The organism is Herbaspirillum sp. BH-1 (genome assembly GCF_002870055.1).
Lineage (GTDB): Bacteria > Pseudomonadota > Gammaproteobacteria > Burkholderiales > Burkholderiaceae_D > Herbaspirillum > Herbaspirillum frisingense.
In genome coordinates, this window is sequence record NZ_PKOI01000011.1 from 17277 (window position 1) to 40106 (window position 22830).

At 61.7% G+C, this 22830-nt stretch carries 20 protein-coding genes; 11 read left to right on the forward strand and 9 right to left on the reverse strand.

Annotated features, from left to right (window positions below; translation table 11 throughout):
* Window positions 1-15 precede the first annotated feature (15 nt).
* The 7 genes from HBH1_RS15245 to HBH1_RS25105 form a co-directional block, all read right to left on the reverse strand.
* Window positions 16-402, reverse strand: coding sequence for a GtrA family protein (locus HBH1_RS15245; protein ID WP_102663435.1), 387 nt, complete (start codon window positions 400-402; stop codon window positions 16-18).
* Window positions 399-1343: a WxcM-like domain-containing protein gene (locus HBH1_RS15250; RefSeq protein ID WP_006465577.1), complete on the reverse strand. Its 945-nt coding sequence runs from the start codon at window positions 1341-1343 to the stop codon at window positions 399-401. The genes HBH1_RS15245 and HBH1_RS15250 overlap by 4 nt, the downstream gene beginning before the upstream one ends.
* Window positions 1340-2305 carry a glycosyltransferase family 2 protein gene (locus HBH1_RS15255; protein WP_102663436.1) on the reverse strand — a complete coding sequence of 322 codons (966 nt, stop codon included), beginning with the start codon at window positions 2303-2305 and terminating at the stop codon, window positions 1340-1342. The genes HBH1_RS15250 and HBH1_RS15255 overlap by 4 nt, the downstream gene beginning before the upstream one ends.
* Window positions 2293-3387 carry a DegT/DnrJ/EryC1/StrS family aminotransferase gene (locus HBH1_RS15260; RefSeq protein ID WP_102663437.1) on the reverse strand — a complete coding sequence of 365 codons (1095 nt, stop codon included), beginning with the start codon at window positions 3385-3387 and terminating at the stop codon, window positions 2293-2295. Before HBH1_RS15260 ends, HBH1_RS15255 begins: the two co-directional genes overlap by 13 nt.
* Window positions 3388-4220: 833 nt before the next feature.
* Window positions 4221-4757, reverse strand: coding sequence for a single-stranded DNA-binding protein (gene ssb, locus HBH1_RS15265; RefSeq protein ID WP_102663438.1), 537 nt, complete (start codon window positions 4755-4757; stop codon window positions 4221-4223).
* An 18-nt stretch (window positions 4758-4775) separates the two neighbouring features.
* Window positions 4776-5972 carry an MFS transporter gene (locus HBH1_RS15270; RefSeq protein ID WP_006461697.1) on the reverse strand — a complete coding sequence of 399 codons (1197 nt, stop codon included), beginning with the start codon at window positions 5970-5972 and terminating at the stop codon, window positions 4776-4778.
* 415 nt (window positions 5973-6387) lie between these two features.
* Window positions 6388-6543 (reverse strand): hypothetical protein, encoded by a 156-nt coding sequence (locus tag HBH1_RS25105; RefSeq protein WP_158243299.1) that lies wholly within the window; start codon window positions 6541-6543, stop codon window positions 6388-6390.
* Between the two features lie 67 nt (window positions 6544-6610).
* Here HBH1_RS25105 and HBH1_RS15275 point away from each other — a divergent pair, with 67 nt between their 5' ends.
* The 3 genes from HBH1_RS15275 to HBH1_RS15285 all read left to right on the forward strand — a co-directional run bounded on the left by HBH1_RS15275 (window position 6611) and on the right by HBH1_RS15285 (window position 12401).
* A complete protein-coding gene (locus tag HBH1_RS15275) occupies window positions 6611-8296 on the forward strand; it encodes an ArnT family glycosyltransferase (protein WP_233207621.1) in 1686 nt (561 codons plus the stop codon).
* Between the two features lie 310 nt (window positions 8297-8606).
* Window positions 8607-11465, forward strand: coding sequence for an excinuclease ABC subunit UvrA (gene uvrA / locus HBH1_RS15280; RefSeq protein WP_102663440.1), 2859 nt, complete (start codon window positions 8607-8609; stop codon window positions 11463-11465).
* Window positions 11466-11633: 168 nt separating this feature from the next.
* Window positions 11634-12401: a phytanoyl-CoA dioxygenase family protein gene (locus HBH1_RS15285; RefSeq protein ID WP_102663441.1), complete on the forward strand. Its 768-nt coding sequence runs from the start codon at window positions 11634-11636 to the stop codon at window positions 12399-12401.
* Here HBH1_RS15285 and HBH1_RS15290 read toward each other — a convergent pair.
* Together HBH1_RS15290 and HBH1_RS15295 are read right to left on the reverse strand one after the other, a co-directional pair.
* The gene (locus HBH1_RS15290; RefSeq protein ID WP_102663442.1) at window positions 12329-13960 is read right to left on the reverse strand and encodes a methyl-accepting chemotaxis protein; all 1632 of its coding nucleotides are present in this window, start codon (window positions 13958-13960) and stop codon (window positions 12329-12331) included. The genes HBH1_RS15285 and HBH1_RS15290 overlap by 73 nt on opposite strands.
* A 162-nt stretch (window positions 13961-14122) precedes the next feature.
* Window positions 14123-16114, reverse strand: a complete 1992-nt coding sequence (locus HBH1_RS15295; RefSeq protein ID WP_102663443.1) for a monovalent cation:proton antiporter family protein — start codon at window positions 16112-16114, stop codon at window positions 14123-14125.
* Between the two features lie 346 nt (window positions 16115-16460).
* Between HBH1_RS15295 and HBH1_RS15300 the strand changes: the two genes are divergently transcribed.
* The 8 genes from HBH1_RS15300 (at window position 16461) to grxD (ending at window position 22829) form a co-directional block, all read left to right on the forward strand.
* On the forward strand, window positions 16461-17489 hold the full coding sequence (locus HBH1_RS15300) for a KpsF/GutQ family sugar-phosphate isomerase (RefSeq protein WP_006461690.1): 1029 nt from the start codon (window positions 16461-16463) through the stop codon (window positions 17487-17489).
* On the forward strand, window positions 17489-18043 hold the full coding sequence (locus HBH1_RS15305) for a KdsC family phosphatase (RefSeq protein WP_006461689.1): 555 nt from the start codon (window positions 17489-17491) through the stop codon (window positions 18041-18043). The genes HBH1_RS15300 and HBH1_RS15305 overlap by 1 nt, the downstream gene beginning before the upstream one ends.
* Window positions 18040-18648 (forward strand): LPS export ABC transporter periplasmic protein LptC, encoded by a 609-nt coding sequence (gene lptC, locus HBH1_RS15310; RefSeq protein WP_102663444.1) that lies wholly within the window; start codon window positions 18040-18042, stop codon window positions 18646-18648. The genes HBH1_RS15305 and lptC overlap by 4 nt, the downstream gene beginning before the upstream one ends.
* Window positions 18649-18699: 51 nt before the next feature.
* Window positions 18700-19323 (forward strand): lipopolysaccharide transport periplasmic protein LptA, encoded by a 624-nt coding sequence (lptA, locus tag HBH1_RS15315; protein ID WP_102663445.1) that lies wholly within the window; start codon window positions 18700-18702, stop codon window positions 19321-19323.
* Between the two features lie 2 nt (window positions 19324-19325).
* Entirely contained in the window at window positions 19326-20066 is a 741-nt protein-coding gene (lptB, locus tag HBH1_RS15320) for an LPS export ABC transporter ATP-binding protein (protein ID WP_006461686.1), read from the forward strand.
* A 67-nt stretch (window positions 20067-20133) separates the two neighbouring features.
* A complete protein-coding gene (locus HBH1_RS15325; protein ID WP_102663446.1) occupies window positions 20134-21624 on the forward strand; it encodes an RNA polymerase factor sigma-54 in 1491 nt (496 codons plus the stop codon).
* Between the two features lie 158 nt (window positions 21625-21782).
* Entirely contained in the window at window positions 21783-22145 is a 363-nt protein-coding gene (gene hpf, locus HBH1_RS15330; protein WP_006461684.1) for a ribosome hibernation-promoting factor, HPF/YfiA family, read from the forward strand.
* Between the two features lie 372 nt (window positions 22146-22517).
* The gene (gene grxD / locus HBH1_RS15335) at window positions 22518-22829 is read left to right on the forward strand and encodes a Grx4 family monothiol glutaredoxin (RefSeq protein WP_006461683.1); all 312 of its coding nucleotides are present in this window, start codon (window positions 22518-22520) and stop codon (window positions 22827-22829) included.
* Window position 22830 lies beyond the last annotated feature (1 nt).

Genomic DNA, 22830 nt, shown 5'->3' on the forward strand with positions numbered 1-22830 from the left:
CGGAGAAGGCCGGGATCACCCACCGGCATTCGCCTTGTGTAACAAGATGAGCTTGGAAAGAAGATATGTCATCGGCAGCACGGCTGCGGTGACCAACAAAGGCGCCCAGTTGCTTGAGATACCCAATGATTCCACCAGTACGTGGAGAAGTAGTGCACTGGCGATGTACTGGGCAACGTATACCAGCGGAAAGGCGAGAAAACGTCGCCAGGAAAGTGGTACGCGGAATACCAGTAGCGAATTGAGAAGATAGGAAAACACCACACCGGCTACATAAGCGAGCAAATATGCTTGCTGGTACGGGAGAACCAGCTTCAGCACGAGATAAGTCGCATAGCTGAATCCGGTATTGATCAGGCCACCGATTAAGAACTTGATCCAGTATTTGCCACGTGGGATCAAGATATCTCGTCCTTCGGTGAGACCGTCTGCAAAAAACTCTCATAATCGCGAATGTAATCCTGGGCATCGTAGCTATCGGACGCGAACACCAGCAAGACTGCATCACTGGAATACTTGTACTGGGTTCCCCAGGTCAGGGGCGGCAAATAAATTCCCAGATCCGGCGAATCTAGCAGCACCTCGATGCGGGAGCGGCCATCGTCAGCCACCACCGAACAGCTACCTTTCACGCAGATCAGGAACTGGCGGCACTTATGATGGGCGTGCTCGCCCCGAGTCTTTTCACTCGGGACGTTGTAAACCAGAAAATAGCGGCTGGGAACGAAGGGAATGTCCACCGGGAACTCGCCCACTGACAAGTCACCACGAATGTCTGAAACCTGTTTAAGCCGGTGAAGCGTCACACCCTTGACGTCTAGCGCGACAACTCGGTCCCTCTCTGAAGGCATCTCGACCCGGTCTTCCTCGCGGGGTTGCTCGCCAGCATCGACATAGCCGGTGATACGCGCCGGGCAGCCAGTAACGACAGCATAAGGCGGGACCGACTTGGTGACTACCGCACCTGCCCCGACCAGGGCGCCACGACCGATATGCACGCCTGGCAGGATCGTGGCACCGCCACCGATGGAGGCGCCGCGTTCCAGCGTGGTTTCGACAAAGCGCTCCGGATAGACTTTGGAGCGCGGGAACTTGTCGTTGGTGAAAGTTACGTTGGGGCCGATAAACACATCGTCCTCGACCCGGATGCCGTCCCATAAGTAAACGCCAGACTTAATTGTGACGCGATCTCCGATGGTGACATCGTTTTCGATGAAACAATGGGCGTTGATGTTCACGTCCCTGCCGATCCTGGCTCCTGCAAGGATTACCACATATTGCCATATGGTGGTATCTGTACCGATTTGGCTTGTCTGTACATCGGCGCTGGGATGGATTTTCATTTGGCATCCTGGTCTTGGGAGGCGTGCGGCGAAACGAGATGGCGCGCTATGATAGCCAGGGGACGCTTCTTGGTGTTTTCATAAGCGCGCCAAGCATAGGTGCCAACAATGCCTATTCCCAGAGTATTGAGCGCGCCGAAGAACAGCACGGCGATGATAATGGTGGCGTAGCCGGGAACTGTGATGCTCCCCAGCAGGTGACCAACCATCACCATCAAGGCCAGCAACACAGAAAAAATACAGCCAGTGAGGCCGAGCCGAACCAGCAAACGCACCGGATAGTCAGTGAAGGCAAAGATGCTGTCGAGCATGTAATCGACCTTCTTCTTGAAAGTCCAGCCGGACACTCCTTCTTGCCTTTCAAGTCGTTTATACTCGAAAAGTTTCCGACGAAAACCCAGCCAGAAAATCAGCGCCACCAAGGACGACCTCGACTCTTCCAATCGCAGCAACTGGTCGCGGAAGACGCGATTGCATCCGAAGATGTCCACGCCACCCGGCGGCATCTCCGGCAACACCAGCTTGCGATACAAAGACCAGAAAACGTGAGAGGGAATGCGCGAGGACAGGGGATCCTCACGTGCAGCCCTGTTACCGAGGGCAACGTCGCACTCATCGGTGGCCAGTGAGGCGAAGAAGGACAACAGCAACTCGGGGGGCTCTTGCAGATCGGCGGCCATAACCGCGAAGAACTCCCCTTTGGCGATGTTCAAACCACTGCGAATTGCGGCAAACGAACCAAAATTACGGGAGTGCCCCACCAGTTGCGCGCTGAAAGGTAGCTCGGGCAATCGCTGTTCCAGCAACATGAATGAGCGATCAGGACTGCCATCGACTACGAACACGACCTCGAGACTATGCTCAAGCTGAGTATCGAGATCAGCCAGTGCGGTCAGCAAACGAGGAATGGATTCCTCGTTTTTATAGACCGGAATGATGACGGAGTACTTCAGGCTACCCATGCGTTGATTCCATCAATCACGAGGTCCACCTGTTCATCGGTCATCTCCGGATAGCAGGGCAAGGTCAGGATATCGGTGGCCAATTGCTCCGTATCAGGCAAGAAAACTTCCGAATAGGTCGCACCAAAGACTGGCTGACGATGGTCCGGCAGGGGGTAGTGGATCTCGGCGGCAATGTCCAGTCCGCGCAAATGGGCGCGCAGAGCATCGCGTTCGGGGCAGCGGACGACAAAAAGGTGCGCAACGTAATCTTCGCCAGTCCACGACGGCAGGCTGACCCTGGGATGCTTGATAGCATCGGAGTAGCGCTGTGCAATGTGGCGGCGACGCGCATTGGTGGCATCTAGCAAAGGGAGGAATTCCGACAACACAGCCGCTTGCATCTCGTCAAGCCGACTATTGCGAGCGTGGGCACGGCTGACCTGATATTTCTGAGCCCAACCGTATTGACGCAGACTGCGGGCAACAGCGGCAACTTCGTCCGACGCTGTGGCGATGGCACCACCATCTCCAAGAGCACCGAGATTTTTGGTAGGGTAAAAACTGAAACTGGATGCAGCACCGAAGCTTCCGACCTTGCGCCCGTTGATTCTGGCGCCATGCGCCTGAGCACAGTCTTCGAAGAGACGCACCCCGGCGGCGTTACACAGACGTGCGACTTCTTCAATATCGGCCACAGCACGGCCGTAGAGATGGGTGACTATTACCGCGTCTATTCCGAGCGCAATGACTCGTTCAACTTCCTCCAGGGCTACATTATGGGTATCAGGAGCGACATCCATAAAGCAAGGTTCAGCACCGATCGCCAGAATTGCCGTCGTGCTATACATGCCGGCATTGGCCACAGTTGCAACTTTGCTTCCCTTTTTCATACCGATGGCACGCAGGCCAATTTCGATCGCGTCGGTGCCGTTGGCCACCGTAACGCAATGCGACAGCCCAAGGTAGGCAGAAAAAGCCTGCTCGAATTGCGCCACCTCAGGCCCTAGAACGAACCATCCTCGCGCGACCACGCGCTGCAAGGCCGCATTAATAAGCGCTTCATGAGCGCGAGTTCGCGCCAACAGGTCGTTGATGAGCATAGTGAGCCATGAAGAAAGACAATCCGGCAACTGAAGTCGAAATTCTTCCCCGACTGTAAAGTTTGCTTACAAATTGCCTACGAATTTAAACATTGGACTATATCACTGAGGCCTTGACAGAGAAAGTGGTCGCTAGTCCCTCCGGCAGCAATCCAGCGGCAGCCCCCGGATTCCTCGTTGACTGGCAGCGGCTTACGGCACCTTGACATTTGACCCGAGCATCACGCTCCGAGCAGACGCGACATGGTTTCAGCGAAGGCGATGATGAGTCCGACGAGCATGGTGTTCTCCTTGTAGTAGTGGGCGATCAGCCACCGAAGAGGCGGGACATGGTGTCAGCGAAGACGACGATGAGTCCGACGAGCATGGTGTTCTCCTTGTAGTAGCGGGCGATCAGCCGCCGAAGAGGCGGGACATGGTGTCAGCGAAAACGACGATGAGTCCGACGAGCATGGTGTTCTCCTTGTAGTAGCGGGCGATCAGCCGCCGAAGAGGCGGGACATGGTGTCAGCGAAAACGACGATCAGTCCGACGAGCATGGTGTTCTCCTTGTAGTGACAGCCAATCAGCCGCCGAAGATGTGGGACATGGTTTCAGCGAAGGCGATGATGAGTCCGATAAGCATGGTGTTCTCCTTGATCTGGTGGGTTGGGACCGATGCTGTTTGCTTCGGCTTGTTGTCATCATCGCGTTGACCGGTTACCGCCACATTGCAGGTTTGCCCGTCCAGGTTTCAGTTGAAATCTGGGCCCATGAAAAAACCCCTCGCTGCGTAGGCAGACGAGGGGTTCGTCAGAAGAGCAAGGCCGCATTCGCAGCCTGCGGGAAACGGATCAGAAGGGAATATCGTCATCCATGTCCGAGAAGTTCGGCGCCGGGCGCTGGGCCGGCTGCTGGCGCGGGGCGCCGCCACCACCACCACCGCCCGCATTGCCGCCAGCGCTCTGGCGGGGTGCGCCGCCGCCGTAGCTGCCTGCACCGCCACCACCGCCGCCGTAGCCGCCTTCATCCATGCCACCACCACCGCCCGCGCCCTGGCGACCGCCCAGCATCTGCATGGTATCGGCGATGATTTCCGTGGTGTAGCGCTCCACGCCTTCCTTGTCCTGCCACTTGCGCGTCTGCAGGCGGCCTTCGACGTAGATCTGCGAGCCCTTCTTCAGGTACTGGCCGGCGATTTCAGCCAGCTTGCGATAGAAGGTGATGCGGTGCCACTCGGTGAGCTCCTTCTTTTCGCCGGAATTCTTGTCCTTCCAGCTCTCGGTCGTGGCGACGGCGATGTTGGTGACGGCTTCGCCGTTGGGCATGTAGCGTGTTTCCGGGTCGCGTCCCAGGTTGCCGACGATGATGACTTTATTGACCGATGCCATTGTTTCTCCTGAATACGTTTAGGCTGTTGCACCCGCCGCCGGCGCGGAACGGCGCGGCAGGTTTTTCATGTTAGCCGCGATTATAAGCCAGGTCAGGGTGAGCACAGCAGACAAGAGGAACACCGCGGAATTCCCCACATTTTGTTTAAGCCAGCCACCCAGGGCGCCGCCGCAGGACAAACCCAGCGCCTGCAGGGTGTTGTAGACGCCCAGCGCCGCGCCCTTGGCCGCTGGCGGGGCAATACGGGACACCAGCGAGGGCTGGGCCGCTTCCAGGATATTGAAGGCGACGAAGAACAGGAACAGCAGGGTCACCAACATCCAGAGACTTCCCAGCGGTTGGGACAACACCAGCCAGAAGCCCACCTGCACCAGCAGCATCAGGCTGATGGCGCCGACGAAGACCGGTTTCATGCGCCCGTACTTCTCGGCCACGATGATCGGCGGCAGCATCAGCACGAAGGAGGCCAGAACCACCGGCAGATAGATCTTCCAGTGTTCGCCCAGCGGCAGGCCGGCTGATTGCACGAGCGCGGCCGGCACCACCAGGAACATGGCAACCTGGGTCAGGTGCAGCGTGAATACGCCCCAGTTCAGGCGCAGCAGTTCGGTCTGGCGCAGCACCTCGGCCAGCGACACCCGCCTGGCCTGTACCATCGGCGCCGCCGGCACCACCCATAGCACCACCGCGATGGCCAGCAGGGAGAGCACGCCGGTCAGGCCGAAGATGCCACCCATGCCGATCGACTCGTAGAGCAGTGGTGAGGCCACCATCGAGACCGCGAAGGTCACCCCGATGGAGGCGCCCACCATGGCCATGGCCTTGGTGCGATGTTCCTCGCGGGTGGAATCGGCGATGAAGGCGGTGATGGCGGCAGAGATCGCGCCCGATCCCTGCAGTGCTCGTCCCACCAGCAGCCACATCACGCTCTGGGCACCGGCGGCCACGAAGGAGCCCAGCGCAAACAGCAACAGGCCGATGACGATGATGCGCTTGCGGCCGTAGCGGTCGGAGGCAATCCCGTAGGGAATCTGTCCACAGGCCTGCGCCAGTCCATAGATGCCCAGGGCGATGCCGACCAGGGTATCGCTGTCGCCTCCGGGCAGGCTGTGGGCGTGCACGGCAAACACCGGCAACACCAGGAACAGGCCCAGCATGCGCAGGGAAAAGATCGAGGCCAGGGAAACGCTGGCACGCACCTCGGCGCGCGACATGCCGGTTTTCTCAGGCTGTGCGGATGAACTTGTGTCGTGGGACATACGTGTGGCGTGTAGGGGCTGGCGTTGGCGGCTGCCCGGTCTTTCGTGAAACCGGGCTGTAGGACAAAGGCAATATGGTAACAGCATAGTCTGGCGCCTCGTGAGCCCGCCTGACGAGCTCTGCACCCATCCGACGGGTTTAGCGCGCTTCCATGTGCTGCATCAATCCAACAATGCGCGGTCAGCAAACGGCAGAATGTAGCAAATCTTCACACCTTTCCTGACAAATACGTCATTTAGTTCAATGCCTATGCCAAAATGACGACTTGCTCATTTTTTCTGCAGTGTCCTATAACAGCCGCCGACTTCCCCTACCGGAAGATTTTCGCCAGGCAATAATCCTCGCCAAGAAAAATAAAGCAAGCACGCATCAAGGGGGAGAAAACCCGATGCAGAGGATGGCGAAGAGCACCAGGCACTGCGCCAAGGCGCGCCCAGGATCACGTTCGTTGCTGCTCTGCTCCCAGGTTTTCGGTTTTTGAATTTTTCGCGGGCGGCGCAGGCGGCTCGCATCCGTATCCAGCATGTTCCTATTCGACTCGGTCTCTGAACGCAAGCCAGGGCCTTCTCTTTCGACGGCCTCGGCACCGGTCTTGGGTCAGCGCGCCCTGTCCTCGCGCATGGCCTGGCTGCTGCTGGTCCTGGCAGGCGCCGCCTGGCTGTTGCCGGGCATCTTCGGCCACGGCCCGTGGAAGCAGGATGAAACCTATTCCTTCGGCATGATCCATCACATGCTGACCTCGGGCGAATATCTGGTGCCGACCAACGCCGGCCGGCCGTTCATGGAAAAGCCGCCGCTGTACTACTGGACGGCCGTGCTCCTGGCCAAGCTGGTGCATCCGCTGTTGCCTTACCACGAGGGTGCGCGCCTGGCCAGCATCCTCTACAACCTGGTGACGCTGGTCTTCGTGGCGCGCATCGCCCAGATGATGTGGAACCAGCGCAGCCTGATGAGCCTGCCGGTGCTGGCGACGCTGGCGCTGTTCGCCGGTTCGCCCGGCATGGTCAAGCATGCCCACGACATGTTCACCGACGTGGCACTGGTCGCCGGCACCACCATGGCCACCTATGGCCTGCTGGCCATCGCCCTGAACCAGGAACGACGCACGCCATCGTGGACCGCTGCCTTCTGGTTCGGCCTGGGTGTGGGCATCACCGAGATGAGCAAGGGCCTGTTCGTACCGCTGACCTTCGCGGCCACGGCACTGGTGCTGGGCTTGCTGGTGCAGTCCTGCCGCCACCGCACTTACTGGAAGATGGTTGGCCTGGCGGTGCTGGTGTCGCTGCCTTTCTTCGTGATCTGGCCGGCCCTGCTGGCGCAGCACTCGGTACCGCTGTTCATGGAATGGTTCTGGGATAACAACGTCGGCCGCTTCTTCGGCTTTTCGGTGAAGAAGCTGGGCTCGGACAATGATCACACCGTGATCCTGCGGGCGCTGGCCGGCTTCGCCCTGCCCGGCTCACTGCTGGCCCTGCTGGGCCTGGCCAGCGGCGACTGGCGCCAGGCTGGCAGCTCGCGGGTCGCCGTGCCGCTGGTCTTCGCTGCCATCAGCCTGGTCGTGCTGCAAAGCTCGGCCACGGCCCGCCAGCTGTATCTGCTGCCGGTGCTGCTGCCGCTGGCGATGCTGGGCGCACGCGCCATCCCGCGCCTTCCGGATGTATTCAATCTGGGTTGGGACTGGCTGGCGCGTGTGGCCTTCGGCCTGATGGCCGTGGGCATCTGGGCCATCTATGTGATCTCGACCTTGCCGATCGAACATCATCACTGGATCGGTTTCATGGGCAAGTGGCTGCCGCTGGAGTATGTCACGCCGATCCAGCCGCTGGCCTTGCTGGCAGCCGGCGCCATGAGCATCCTGTGGATCGTCTCGCTGGGTCTCTTGCAGCAGGCCGGCCAATGGCGCGGCGCGTTTTCCTGGTTTGGCGGCATCACGCTGATGTGGGGCCTGGCCTTCACGCTGCTGCTGCCGTGGGCCGACTACGGGAAAAGTTATGAGTTCGTCTACGCCGACCTGAACACCCGGCTCGCCCCCGCCTGGCGTGCCGACGACTGCATGGCCAGCCAGAACCTGGGCGAGTCGGAAGCACCGATGCTGTACTACTACACTGACCTCCTGCACCAGCCCATCGACGCTACCGGAACGACCGAATGCCGCTGGGTCATCCAGCAAATGCCCGGCGTCACCCACCGCCCCAAAGGTCACTGGACGCTGTTCTGGGAAGGCCGCCGCGACGGCGACGACGGACAGCTCTTCAAGGTCTGGCAGCGCGCCGGTTGAACATCGGTCGCTGTCCCTCAAGTCCATCGCCCTGGGAATACGAGCCGGCCACGCGCCGGCTTTTTGCTGGCCGACGCATTCTGCAGAATGCTGGCACGGACGATTTCCTGCGTCATTCGCGCTCCATCCGGGTGGCTTTTCCCACTGCCGCGCTTTCATTTCCCGGATGTGTTCCCACATGCGTCATCTGGCGCTGCAGGCCCGCCTGCCGGCCGTTCGCAGTCCTGTTATAGTTACATGTTGTCCCACCGCTGCTCCGCGCAAGGCGTCATTCCACGCGGCGGCAGGAAACCCCTAGCTGAAGGCATCCATGGAAGAAATTCGCATTCGCGGCGCGCGCACGCACAACCTCAAGAATATCAACCTAGACCTCCCCCGCAACAAGCTCATCGTCATCACCGGGCTGTCCGGTTCGGGCAAGTCCTCGCTGGCCTTCGATACCTTGTACGCGGAGGGCCAGCGCCGCTACGTGGAGTCGCTGTCGGCCTATGCGCGCCAGTTCCTGCAACTGATGGAAAAGCCGGACGTGGACATGATCGAGGGCCTGTCTCCTGCGATCTCCATCGAGCAGAAGGCGACCTCGCACAACCCGCGCTCCACGGTCGGCACCGTCACCGAGATCCACGACTACCTGCGCCTGCTGTACGCCCGTGTCGGCACGCCCTACTGCCCCGATCACCCCGAACATCCGCTGGAGGCCCAATCGGTCTCGCAGATGGTCGATGCGGTGCTGGCCCTGCCGGAAGATACCAAGCTGATGATCATGGCGCCGGTGGTGGCCAACCGCAAGGGCGAGCATGCCGACCTGTTCGAAGAGATGCAGGCCCAGGGCTTCGTGCGCTTCCGCATCCAGAGCGGCACCGGCGCGGCCAAGGTCTACGAGGTCGATGACCTGCCCAAGCTGAAGAAGACCGAGAAGCACACCATCGATGTCGTCATCGACCGCGTCAAGGTCAAAGCCGAGATCAAGCAGCGCCTGGCCGAGAGTTTCGAGACCGCGCTGCGCCTGGCCGATGGCCGCGCCATCGCACTCGAAATGGAGGGCGGCAAGGAACACCTGTATTCCAACAAGTTCGCCTGCCCCATCTGCGGCTATTCGCTGCAGGAGCTGGAGCCGCGCCTGTTCTCCTTCAATAATCCCATGGGCGCCTGCCCGGAATGCGATGGCCTGGGCCACATCGAATTCTTCGATCCCAAGCGCATCGTCGCCTTCCCCAACCTGTCGCTGGCTTCAGGTGCGATCAAGGGCTGGGACCGTCGCAACCAGTTCTATTTCCAGATGCTCACCAGCATCGCCGCCTTCTACGACTTCGACCTCGACGTTCCCTTCGAACAGCTCGACGACAAGGCCCAGCAGGTGGTGCTGTACGGCTCCGGCCGCCAGGCCATCCCCTTCGCCTACGTCAACGAGCGCGGCCGTACCGTGGTCAAGGAGCACACCTTCGAAGGCGTGGTCAACAACCTGCAGCGTCGCTACCGCGAAACCGATTCGATGGCAGTCAAGGAAGAGCTGGCCAAGTTCATCAACGAGAAGCAATGCCCTTCCTGCCACGGCGCGCGCCTGCGGGTGGAAGCACGCTATGTGAAGGTGGGCAGCGGCAAACAGCAACGCGCCATCTATGAAGTGGCCGCTACGCCCCTGCGCGAGACCCTGTCCTTCTTCGAGACCCTGAAGCTGACCGGCGCCAAGAAGGAAATTGCCGACCGCATCATCAAGGAAATCGTCTCGCGCCTGACCTTCCTCAACAACGTCGGGCTGGACTACCTGTCCCTGGAACGCAGCGCCGACACGCTCTCCGGCGGCGAAGCCCAGCGCATCCGCCTGGCCTCGCAGATCGGCTCGGGCCTGACCGGCGTGATGTATGTGCTGGACGAACCCTCCATCGGCCTGCACCAGCGCGACAACGACCGCTTGATCGATACCCTGCGCCACCTGCGCGACATCGGCAACACCGTGCTGGTGGTGGAACACGATGAAGACGCCATCCGCACCGCCGACTACATCGTCGACATGGGCATCGGCGCGGGCGTGCATGGCGGTGATGTGATCGCCCACGGCTCGCTGCCGGAGATCCTGAAGAACAAGAAGTCGCTGACCGCCAAGTACCTCAACGGCTCGCTGGAAATCTCGGTCCCCAAGAAGCGCACGCCCTGCGACGAGTCGCGCATGCTGACCATCACCGGCGCCTCCGGCAACAACCTCAAGAACGTCGACCTGGAATTGCCGGTGGGCCTACTGACCTGCGTGACCGGGGTCTCCGGTTCGGGCAAGTCGACCCTGGTCAATGACACGCTCTACCTGTCGGCAGCGCGCCACCTGTATGGCTCGCAGACCGAGCCGGCCGAGCACGAAGCCATCGGCGGCCTGGAGCATTTCGACAAGGTGATCGCGGTGGACCAGGCCCCCATCGGCCGCACCCCGCGCTCCAACCCGGCCACCTATACGGGCCTGTTTACGCCGATCCGCGACCTGTTCGCCACGGTGCCGATGGCCAAGGAACGCGGCTACAGTGCCGGTCGTTTCTCCTTCAACGTCAAGGGCGGGCGCTGCGAAGCCTGCCAGGGCGATGGCGTGATCAAGGTGGAAATGCACTTCCTGCCGGACGTGTACGTGCCCTGCGACGTCTGCCACGGCAAGCGTTACAACCGCGAAACCCTGGAAGTGCAATACAAGGGCAAGAACATCACCGAGATCCTCGACATGACCGTGGAGGATGCCCACGAGTTCTTCAAGCCGGTACCGCTGATCGCCCGCAAGCTGCAGACGCTGCTGGACGTGGGCCTGGGCTACATCAAGCTGGGCCAGAGCGCGACCACCCTCTCGGGCGGCGAGGCGCAGCGCGTGAAGCTGTCGCTGGAACTGTCCAAGCGCGATACCGGACGCACGCTCTACATCCTCGATGAGCCCACCACCGGCCTGCACTTCCATGACATCGACCTGCTGCTCAAGGTGATCCACCGCCTGCGCGACCAGGGCAATACGGTGACCATCATCGAGCACAATCTGGACGTCATCAAGACCGCCGACTGGATCATCGACCTCGGCCCCGAAGGGGGCGCGGGCGGCGGCAAGATCGTCGCGGCCGGCACGCCGGAGGACGTGGCGAAGAATCCGGCCAGCGTCACCGGCAAGTACCTTGCACCCTTGCTGAAGAAGAAAGCGAAGTAAAAAAAGAAGTCCGGACTTGCGCGCGCGCAAACGATACAGAATCTGGTCGCATCTGTATCTTGCGCGCCGCCGGCCTTGGCATACAGTCATGCTCTTGGCCGCCATCCGGCGCACAATGAAGGCAGGCATTCCCGCAGGCATGCCGCCGTGCAACCCCGAAAGACCTACATGTCGAACCCGCTGTCACCCGCCCAGGTCGCCTTTTTCCGCGAGCAAGGCTATCTGCTGTTGAAGGGCATGGTCCCTGCCGATCTGCGCGAGCGCATGCTCGCCGTCACCCGCGATCACCTGCAACGCGCGGTCGCCCCGCTCGAATATGAAGCCGAGGTCGGTTATGAAGGTGCCCCCGCCTCGCTGGAGGCCGAAGGTGGCCGCACGGCGCGGCGCCTGCGCGCAGCCTGGCAGCGCGACCCGGTCTACCGCGAGTGGGCCGGACACAAGCAACTGGTGGCCATGCTGCATCAACTGTTCGAAGAACCGGTCTGCCTGACCCTGGCCCACCACAATTGCGTGATGACCAAGCATCCGGCTTTCGGCACCGCCACCGGCTGGCACCGCGACATCCGCTACTGGTCCTTCCCGCGCAACGATCTGATCTCGGTGTGGCTGGCGCTGGGCGCGGAGACGCCCGAAAACGGCGCGCTCAAGTTCATCCCCGGCTCGCACAGGTTGACGCTGCAAGCCGAGCAGATGGATGAACTGGATTTCCTGCGCCCGGAAGTGCCGGCCAACCAGGCGCTGTTCGCGCAAGGCATTGCGCTGTCACTGGAGCCGGGCGACGTGGTGCTGTTCCACAGCGGCCTGTTCCACGCGGCTGGCCGCAACGATAGCGACCAGGTCAAGTGTTCGGCCGTGTTCGCCTATCACGGCAAGAGCAATCCACCCCTGCCTGGCACCCGCTCGGCGGCCTCCGAGGATGTGATGCTGGACGACTGAACCGCCAGCACGGTGCTGCCGCCAACACGGAATACGCTGACCGCTTCCGACAGGCGCGCCGCCTGCTCCTGCATGGCCTGGGCGGCCGCAGCGGCCTGCTCCACCAGCGCGGCATTCTGCTGGGTGGTCTCATCCATCTGCGTGATGGCGCGGTTGACTTCTTCGATGCCCTGGCTCTGTTCCTGCCCGGCTGCACTGATCTCGCTGACCACTTCGCTGACGCGCTGCACGCTCTTGACGACTTCGTCGATGGTGGCGCCGGCCTGGGCTACCAGCGTGCTGCCGCTACCCACCCGGGTGACGGAATCATCGATGAGCACCTTGATTTCCTTGGCCGCCGCCGCCGAGCGTTGGGCCAGCGAACGCACTTCCGACGCCACGACCGCGAAGCCACGTCCCTGCTCGCCGGCACGTGCCGCTTCCACTGCAGCGTTCAGGGCCAGGATGTTGGTCTGGAAGGCGATGCCGTCGATCACGCTGATGATGTCCACGATCTTGCTGGAGGACTGGTTGATGGAACTCATGGTATCGACCACCTGACGCACCACTTCTCCCCCACGTACCGCCACTTCGGAAGCCGAATGCGCCAGTTGCCGCGCCTGCTGCGCATTGTCGGCGTTGGTGCGCACGGTCGAGGTCAGTTCTTCCATGGCCGAGGCGGTCTCTTCCAGGGCACCAGCCTGCTGTTCCGTACGAGAGGAAAGATCCAGGTTGCCGTGAGCGATTTCGCTGGAAGCCGTGGCGATGGTATCGGTACTCAGGCGGACCTGGCCGACGATGCCCTGCAGGTTGTCGTTCATCTGCTTGAGCGCCTGCATCAGCTGGCCGGTCTCGTCCTGGCTGTGCACCTCGATGCGCTGGGTCAGGTCACCTGCGGCCACGGCTTGCGCCAGCGCGACGGCATGTCGCAGCGGTGCCGAGATGGCTTTCACCAGCAACACCCCCATCAGCAGCGCTACCGCCAGGCCGGCGGCCATGGCCACGCTCATCACGACGAGCAGGGTCTGGTAGCGCTGCTGCGCCTGTTCATACAGGTCGCGGCCGACATTGCGCTGCAGGTCCATCAATTGCCCCAGGGTGGCATGCGCATCGGCATAGAGCTTGAGCATGACGCCACCATAGACTTCGATGGCGCCCTGGAAGTCGCGATTGTGCAGGGCTTCGACCGCGGGCTTGATGCCATCGGTGATGAATTTCTGGCGTTGCGGCAGCAATTTGTCCAGCAGCGCCTTTTCTTCGGTGGTCAACACGGTTTCCTGGTACTGCTTGACGACGGCATCGTTGGCCTTGAGGGCCTTTTCCAGCTTGTCCATGTTGGCGTCGATATCGCCGGAGTCACCGACGATGGAGGTGGAAATGCCGTTGCGCGCCGCATCCAGCGCCGCTGACATGCGTTCCAGCTGGGACAGCGCCACCAGCCTGTCCTCGTAGAGCGAGCGCATCTGCGCATTGGTCGAGCGCAGGCCGACCAGACCGAGAACGCCCGATGCCACCAGCAGCAGGGCCAGAAAACCAATGACGAAGATCAGGCGAGCCCTGATCGTGAGTGTGCTGAACATGTTCCTCCCGGACTTGCTATTGTTTTTTCAACAAGGGATTCGTTGTGCGAAGCCCTTGTCCTGACACGGGCGACGCAGGCGAATAAGCCGCGCCGCTACCATCCAGCAACACTAGCATTTCCCGTACCAGGGGAACAAGGCCTCATTGCGCGGGGGTGATCCTCATTTGCTGAGGAGGCGTTTTTCGGCGCGCAGGATGCTCTCCGAACTGCCGCGCAAGACCACGATGTCACCGGCCATGAGCACCGCCTGATCAGGCGCATCGAGACGCTGCTTGCCCCGGCGCAGCATGGCGACCTCGGCGCCGCAATGCGCGGGCAGGTCGATCTCGGCCAGGGTGTGACCGACCGCACTGGCGCCGTCGATCAGGGTGACCGACTGCAGGCGTACATTCATGCCCACGCCATCGGCCTCGGCGTCGGACATGCCATGGAAATAGCCGCGCAGCGAGGCATAGCGCTCATCGCGCGCATCCTGCACGCGGTGCACCACGCGGCGCAATGGCACACCCAGCATCACCAGCGCATGCGAGGCCAGCATCAGGCTGCCTTCCAGCGCTTCGGGCACTACCTCGGTGGCACCGGCGGCGAGCAGTTTTTCGAGATCGGCGTCGTCATGGCTGCGCACGATCACGGGCAGCTCCGGCTCCAGTTCGGCGGCGTGATGCAAGACCTTCAGCGCCGAGGGCGTACTGGCATAGGTGACCACCAGGGCGGCGGCACGGTGGATGCCCGCGGCCACCAGGCTTTCGCGCCGGGCGGCATCGCCGTAGGAGACATTGGCGCCCCCATTGCGGGCATCCTGCACCAGTTCCGGGTCCATCTCCAGCGCGTGGTAGGCGATCCCCTCCTCCTCCAGCAGGCGCGCCAGGCTCTGACCGCTGCGGCCGAAACCGGCAATGATGACGTGCTTCTGCACGCCCATGGTGCGGGTGGCCAGTTGCGTGAGGGCCAGGGATTGCAGCATCCACTCGTTGGCGGAGAATCGCATGACGATGGCGTCGGACTTGGCCAGGATCAGGGGCGTGGCCAGCATCGACAGCACCATCGCCGCCAGGATCACCTGGATCAGCAAGGGATCGACCAGCTTGAGTCCGCCGGCCTGGCTCAGCAGCACGAAGCCGAACTCCCCGGCCTGCGCCAGCCCCAGGCCGACCCGTAGCGCCACGCCGGTGGACGATCCGAACAGCCTCGCCAGCCCGGCGATGAGGGCAAACTTGAGCAGCACCGGCCCGGTCAGGAGGAGCAGCACCAGAAACCAGTGATCGACCACCGTGCGCACATTGAGCAGCATGCCGATGGTGATGAAGAACAGGCCCAGCAGGACATCGCGGAAGGACTTGATGTCTTCTTCCACCTGGTGCTTGAACTCGGTCTCGGAAATGAGCATGCCGGCGATGAAGGCGCCCAGGGCCAGGGACAAGCCGGCCTTTTCGGTGATCCAGGCCGCGCCCAGGGTGATCAGCAGCAGGTTCAGCATGAACAGTTCCTGCGAGCGCCGCTTGACCACGATGCGGAACCAGCCACGCATGAGCTTGCTGCCGAAGAACAGCAGCAGCGCCAGCACCACCATCGCCTTGCCCACGGCCCAACCCAGTGTGACCATGATGTTGCCGGAGTTGTTGGCCAGCGCCGGCACCACGATCAACAGCGGCACCAGGGCCAGATCCTGGAACAGCAGCACACCCATGATGCGGCGCCCATGCTCGGTTTCCAGTTCCAGCCGTTCGGTCAGCAGCTTGGAGACGATGGCGGTGGATGACATGGTCAGGGCGCCGCCGAGCGCGAAGGCCGCCTGCCAGCTCACGTTGATGAACTGCGGCAGCACCATGGCCGAGCCCCAGGCCATCACCATGGTGGCAGCGATGGTGGTGGCCACCTGCGCCACGCCCAGCCCGAAGACGATATGGCGCATGGCCGACAGCTTGGCCAGGGAAAACTCCAGGCCGATGGAAAACATCAGGAACACCACCCCAAACTCGGCCAGGGCGTGGGTGGTTTCATTGTCTTCGGCGAAGGCCAGCCCGTGCGGGCCGATGATGATGCCCACCACCAGATAGCCCAGCATGGGCGGCAACTGCATCATGCGGAAGGCGACCACGCCCAGCACCGCCGCAGCCAGAAGGAAGAGTGTCAGTTCCAGTCCGGAAAACATGGCTTGTTTAGTTTCTTATGACAATGCAACGCAGTGAATATGAGCAATTTGACAACGCACCAGAGCAAGGCAGCGCGGGAGGGTGTTCACCGCAGCTCACCGCGGCGGGTGGCGGAGGCGGGCCGCAACGGTGCATGCTGGTTGGCGTAGCCGGGCTCCTGGTTGATGCCGGTCTGATGCCGGCGCCCTGCGCCCCGCCTTCTTCAGTGCTGCCGGAACCGGCAGTGATTCCCCCCCTGGCGAGCATGTTGCGGTGCGTCGCAATCCTGCACCTTATATCAAGCTCAACAGCATTCCCTTACATCTGGCAAGTTTTTTGCTTTGCTAATTCGTTTATACTTCGGTTATGAGTGTAACCGATGACAAAACCACATCTGCATCTTTTTCCGCCGAGGCTGCCCGCCGTGCCGTCGAGCTGGCGCGCCAGACCCTGCAGATCGAAGCCGATGCCATCCTGGCGCTGAAGAGCCGCCTGCGCGACGATAGCGCCGAGCCCTTGGCACAAGCCGTGCAGGCCGTGCTGCAATGCCAGGGCCGCACCGTGGTCTCGGGCATCGGCAAATCAGGCCACATCGGCCGCAAGATCGCCGCCACGCTCGCCTCCACCGGCAGCCCCTCGCTGTTCATGCATCCGGCCGAAGCCTCCCATGGCGACCTGGGCATGGTGACCCCCAAGGACGTCTTCATCGCCATTTCCAACTCCGGCGAAACCGCCGAGCTGCTGGCGATCGTCCCCATCATCAAGCGCATGGGTGCCGTGATCATCGCCATGACCGGCAATGACGATTCCAGCCTGGCCCGGATGGCGGCGGTGCACCTCAACGTGGGCGTGGCCAAGGAAGCCTGTACCCTGAACCTGGCCCCCACCGCCAGCACCACGGCCACGCTGGCCATGGGCGATGCGCTGGCGGTGTCGCTGCTGGACGCCCGCGGCTTCCTGGAAGAAGATTTCGCGCGCTCCCACCCCGGTGGCGCACTGGGCCGCCGCCTGCTGACCCACGTGCGCGACGTGATGCGCAGTGGCGAGGCCATCCCGGCGGTGCGTCCGGATGTCTCGCTATCGGCCGCGCTGATGGAAATCACGCGCAAGGGCATGGCGATGACGGCCGTGGTGGATGAGCAGTTCCGGCCGATCGGCGTATTCACCGATGGTGACCTGCGCCGCCTGCTGGAGCGGGGCCAGGATTTCACCAGCTTCAGCATCGCCGAAGTGATGCACGCCCAGCCGCAAAGCATCAACCAGGATCGGCTGGCGGTGGACGCCGTACAGCTGATGGAACAATTCCGTATCAACCAGTTGCTGGTCACCGATGCCGAGGGCGTCCTCACGGGCGCGCTGCACATCCATGACCTGACCCGCGCCAAGGTAATCTGATGACCGCGTCCGCCTTCACCAGCTCCCTGCCGCCGGACGCCCTCGCCAAGGCAGCCGGCGTTCGCCTGATGATCTTCGATGTCGATGGCGTCCTGACCGACGGCGGCCTGTTCTACGGCGAAGAGGGCGAGGCCTTCAAGCGCTTCAACGCCCTCGATGGCCACGGCATCAAGATGATGCAACAGTTCGGCACGGCCGCCGCCATCATTACCGCACGCCAGTCGCCCTATGTACTGCGGCGCGCGCGCGACCTCGGTATCGCCCACGTGTTCCAGGGCGTACACGACAAACGCCAGGCCTTCGAACAACTGCTGCAGCACACCCAGCTCACGGCGGCCGCATGTGGCTACCTGGGCGACGACATCATCGACCTGCCGGTTCTGACCCGCGTCGCCTTCAAGGCGTGCGTGGCCAACGGTCACCGCGAGGTCAAGGCGCGCTGCGATTACGTGACCCAGGCCACTGGCGGCAACGGCGCCGTGCGCGAAGTCTGCGACCTGGTGCTGGCCGCGCAGGGCAACTACGAGGCGGCGCTGGCGCCGTACCTGGCATGAGCGGGCGCAGCGGAGAACGCGCCGCCGAGCGCATCCGGCTGGCGGTGATCGTGGTGATCCTGATCGGCGCGGCCCTGGGCAGCTTCTGGGTACTGCAGGCCTTGCGTGCCTCCAGCGACCAGCACGCAGTACAGCGCCCACGTGGCAAACCCGATTACTACCTGGAAAACTTCAACTACGTGAAACTCGGTCCCACGGGCCTCCCGCGCTATGACGTTTCCGGGACCAAGATGGTCCACTTCCCGCTGGATGACTCCTTCGAGATCACCAAGCCGGTGGTGCACAGCCTGGACAAGGACAAGCCTCCGATGGAACTGTATTCCGACACGGCACGCGTGACCGACGACCAGACCCAGATCCACATGTATGGCAATGCCAACGCCATCCGTGGCGCCGCCAACGGCCGTGCGCCGATGCATCTGGTCTCGGAATACCTGCTGCTGCTGCCCGATGACGAGATCGTCAAGACCGACAAACCGGTTGCAATGACGATGGGCACCACCAGATTGAATGGAGTGGGCATGCTGGCCAACAACGCCACCCAGGTTGTGCAGTTGTTCGGCAATGTGCGCGGTTATTACGAGCCCACGCCGAAGAAACGCTAAACCGGTTGTCCCCACGATAAAAACGCCAAGAACCGACCAGACAGGAAATCCATGAAACGCTCACTCTTACTGCCGATGCTGATGCTGGCTGCCGTGTGCGGCGTGGCCCACGCCGAGAAGGCGGACTCCACCAAGCCCACCAACATCGAGGCGGACCAGATGGTCTACGACGACGTGCGCCAGGTGAAGACCTTCACCGGCAACGTCGTCATGACCCGCGGCACCCTGATCATCAAGGCAGGCCGCGTGGTACTCACGACCGACCAGTACGGCTATGAAAATGCGGTGCTGTACGCGGCTCCTGGTGCACTGGCGAACTTCCGCCAGAAGCGCGATGGTGGCCCCAACCTGTGGATCGAAGGCCAGGCCGAACGCATCGAGTATTCCGAGCAGACCGAGGTCTCCAAGCTGTTCCAGCGCGCGCACATCCAGCGCATGGATGGCAGCCGCATCACTGACGAAGTCAATGGCGAATTCATTTCCTATGACAGCCGCGCCGAGTTCTACTCCGTCAACAACACCGCCAGCGGCGAAAGCAAGCCGGGGGCAGGACGCATCACTGCCGTGATCCAGCCCAAGAACCCGCCTCCGGCGGATGCCTCCCAGCCTTCCACGCCCGCACAGCCCGCTACGCCGGCACCGGCCCAGCGCCGTCAGAACGGAAAGGACCAGTAACGATGGCAAGCTCACTGGTCGTTCGCGGCCTGAAGAAAAGCTACGGTGCGCGCCAGGTGGTGCGTGACGTCTCCATGGAAGTGCGTAGTGGCGAAGTGGTCGGCCTGCTTGGCCCCAACGGTGCCGGCAAGACCACCTCGTTCTACATGATCGTCGGCCTGGTCCCCTCGGACGGTGGCGAAATCGATCTGGACGGTTCGCCCATCTCGCGCCTGCCGATCCACAAGCGCGCCACGCTGGGGCTGTCCTACCTGCCGCAGGAAGCCTCGGTGTTCCGCAAGCTGACGGTGGAAGACAACATCCGCGCCGTGCTGGAGCTGCGCCAGGAAGACGGCAAGCCGCTCTCGCGCGATGAAATCGAGGGCCGCCTGAACAACCTGCTGCATGAACTGCAGATCGAAAAGCTGCGCGAGAGCCAGGCACTGTCGCTCTCCGGTGGCGAACGCCGCCGCGTGGAAATCGCCCGCGCACTGGCCACCGATCCGCGCTTCGTGCTGCTGGACGAACCGTTTGCCGGTATCGACCCGATTGCAGTGATCGAAATCCAGCGCATCGTGCGCTTCCTCAAGGAACGCGGCATCGGCGTGCTCATCACCGACCACAACGTGCGGGAAACCCTGGGTATCTGCGACCGCGCCTACATCATCAACCAGGGCACGGTGCTGGCCAGCGGTAACCCGGAAGAGATCATCGCCAACGAATCGGTGCGCCGGGTATACCTGGGCGAACACTTCCGCATGTAGCACCCACCGTCCATCGGCCGTACAACGGTATTGCAACCAGCGGGCCACGCCGCTCCCAGAAAGACAGATGAAACAGTCGCTCCAGTTACGTACCTCGCAGCACCTCGCATTGACGCCGCAACTGCAGCAGTCGATCAGGCTGCTGCAACTGTCGACGCTGGAACTGCACCAGGAACTGGAACAGATCCTGTCCGACAATCCCCTGCTCGAACGCCTGGACGACGCGCTCGACAATTCGGTGCGCCTATTGGCCGATGGCGCGGTCTCTTCGGCGCCCTCCACCGGAGTGGCCGAGCCCGCTGGCGACAGCGGCAACGAAGCAGCTCCTGCCGCTACCGATGGCGAAGCCAGTTTCGACTACCAGGACAACAGCCCCGAGAGCGGCGTCAGCGGGGAATCCGACTGGAGCTTCGACGACGTGGCGCGCAGTGGCAAGTCGCCCGACGATGACGATGCCCGCCCGCAACTGGAAGCGCATGAGCTGACCCTGCGCGAACACCTGCTGGAACAGATCCGGGTCACCGCCCGCACGCACCGCGACCGTGCGCTGCTGGAACTGCTCACCGATGCGCTGGACGAAAGTGGTTACCTCGAAGAACCGCTGGAAGACATCCTCGCGCGCCTGCCGGAAGAGCTGGGCGTTGACCTGGAAGAACTGTCGATCTCGCTGAAGCTGCTGCAGAGCCTGGACCCGGCCGGGGTGGGTGCGCGCAGTGCCGGTGAATGTCTGGCACTGCAGATCCGCCGCCTGCCCAAGGTGCCCTTCGTCACCCGCAAGCTGGCCTTGAGGATCGTCGAGGATTACCTGCCGCTGTTCGCGCAACGCGACTTCAACAAGATCAAGAAGGCCCTCGATTGCGATGACGAGGACCTGCGCGAAGCACAGACGGTGATCCGTCAGTGCCGTCCGCATCCGGGCGCCGAATTCGCGCGCGATGCTTCGGACTACGTGGTGCCGGACGTGATTGTCAAACAGACAAAGAACGGCTGGCAGGTCATGCTCAACCATGAGGTCATGCCCAAGCTGCGCGTCAATGCGATGTATGCGAGTGCGCTCAAGCAGGCCAAGGGCGAAGGATCGCTGTCTTCCCAGTTGCAGGAAGCCAAGTGGCTCATCAAGAACATGCGGCAACGTTTCGATACAATTTTGCGAGTCGCGCAGGCTATTGTCGAACGTCAAAGAAACTTCTTTTCACATGGCGCAGTCGCCATGCGGCCCCTTGTGCTGCGTGAAATTGCTGATACACTGGGTCTACACGAGAGCACAATCTCTCGCGTGACAACTCAGAAATACATGCTCACGCCGCACGGCATGTTCGAGTTGAAGTACTTCTTCGGTAGCCACGTCGCGACTGAAACCGGAGGCGAAGCCTCCTCCACCGCGATACGGGCGCTGATCAAACAGTTGATAGGAGCCGAAAACCCGCAGACCCCATTATCCGATAGCAAGATTGCGGATATGCTGGCAGAACAAGGCATGGTGGTCGCGCGACGCACAGTCGCCAAATACCGCGAAGTGTTGAAGATTCCGCCAGTCAATCTCCGCAAGTCCCTCTGAGCTTTCCTCAGTTTTTCTGTAGCAGTACCGTTGCTGTGTTCAGGCAAGCATCCCTACCTGGTGCCCATGCCATCCGACACGAAGACCGTGCCCGTGGTACAGCAGCTGTAGACGATGCATCGCACGAACCTCCAGTGACCTCACGATAGGAGTCTTGTATGAATCTGACCATCAGTGGACACCACCTCGAACTGACCCCCGCCATCCGGGAATACGTGCAAAGCAAGCTGGCCCGTATCAAGCGCCATTTCGACAACGTGATCGACGTCAGCGTGATCCTGAGCGTAGATAAACTCACAGAAAAGGAAAAGCGCCAAAAAGCGGAAATCAACGTCCACATCAAGGGGAAGGATCTACATGCGGAAAGCATTGCGCACGACCTCTATGCCGCCATCGATGCCCTGATCGACAAGCTCGACCGCCAGGTCATCAAGCACAAGGACCGCTTGCAGGAGCATCACTCCATGGCCAAGCGTCTGCCCGACGATACCCCCACTGATGCAGTGGCTGGCGCGGCATAAGACAAGGACCCGGGACCATTCCTGCCGGCGGGTGCGCAACGACAGCGTGACGCATAAGGTGGGAATCTCATGAGGAAGGGGCGCGCAAGCGCCCTTTTTCATTTTGCGGCGCCGGGGTCGGTTTCATTTCCTGTGGCAAACAGTGATCCCGCGTCCATCACCGCCGTTGTTCTCCCGACGCGGCCCGTAATGAGACTTGAAGGGGCTCCTCCCGCCCTCATCTTGGTGGCAAGGTCCAAAGGGAAATCGTATAAATGATTTCCACCAAGCAATGCCGGACGACACCCCAACCACGCCGCAACCCTGCCGACTTCAACGCGAGCGGCGGCTTTTCCCTATAATGTCGGCAATCCCATTTTTAAAGGCATAGCCATGAGCGACGTCCAATCCTGGATCAAAGAAACCGTGACCCAAAACCCTGTCGTGCTGTTCATGAAGGGAACCGCCCAGTTCCCGCAATGCGGCTTCTCCGGCAAGGCCATCCAGCTGCTCAAGGCCAGCGGCGCCGAGAACATCGTTACCGTCAACGTGCTGGAAAGCGCCGACGTGCGTCAGGGCATCAAGGAATACTCGAACTGGCCAACCATTCCCCAGCTGTACGTGAAGGGTGAATTCGTCGGCGGCTCCGATATCATGAGCGAGATGTACGCCTCGGGCGAACTGCAGACCCTGATCAAGGGCTAAA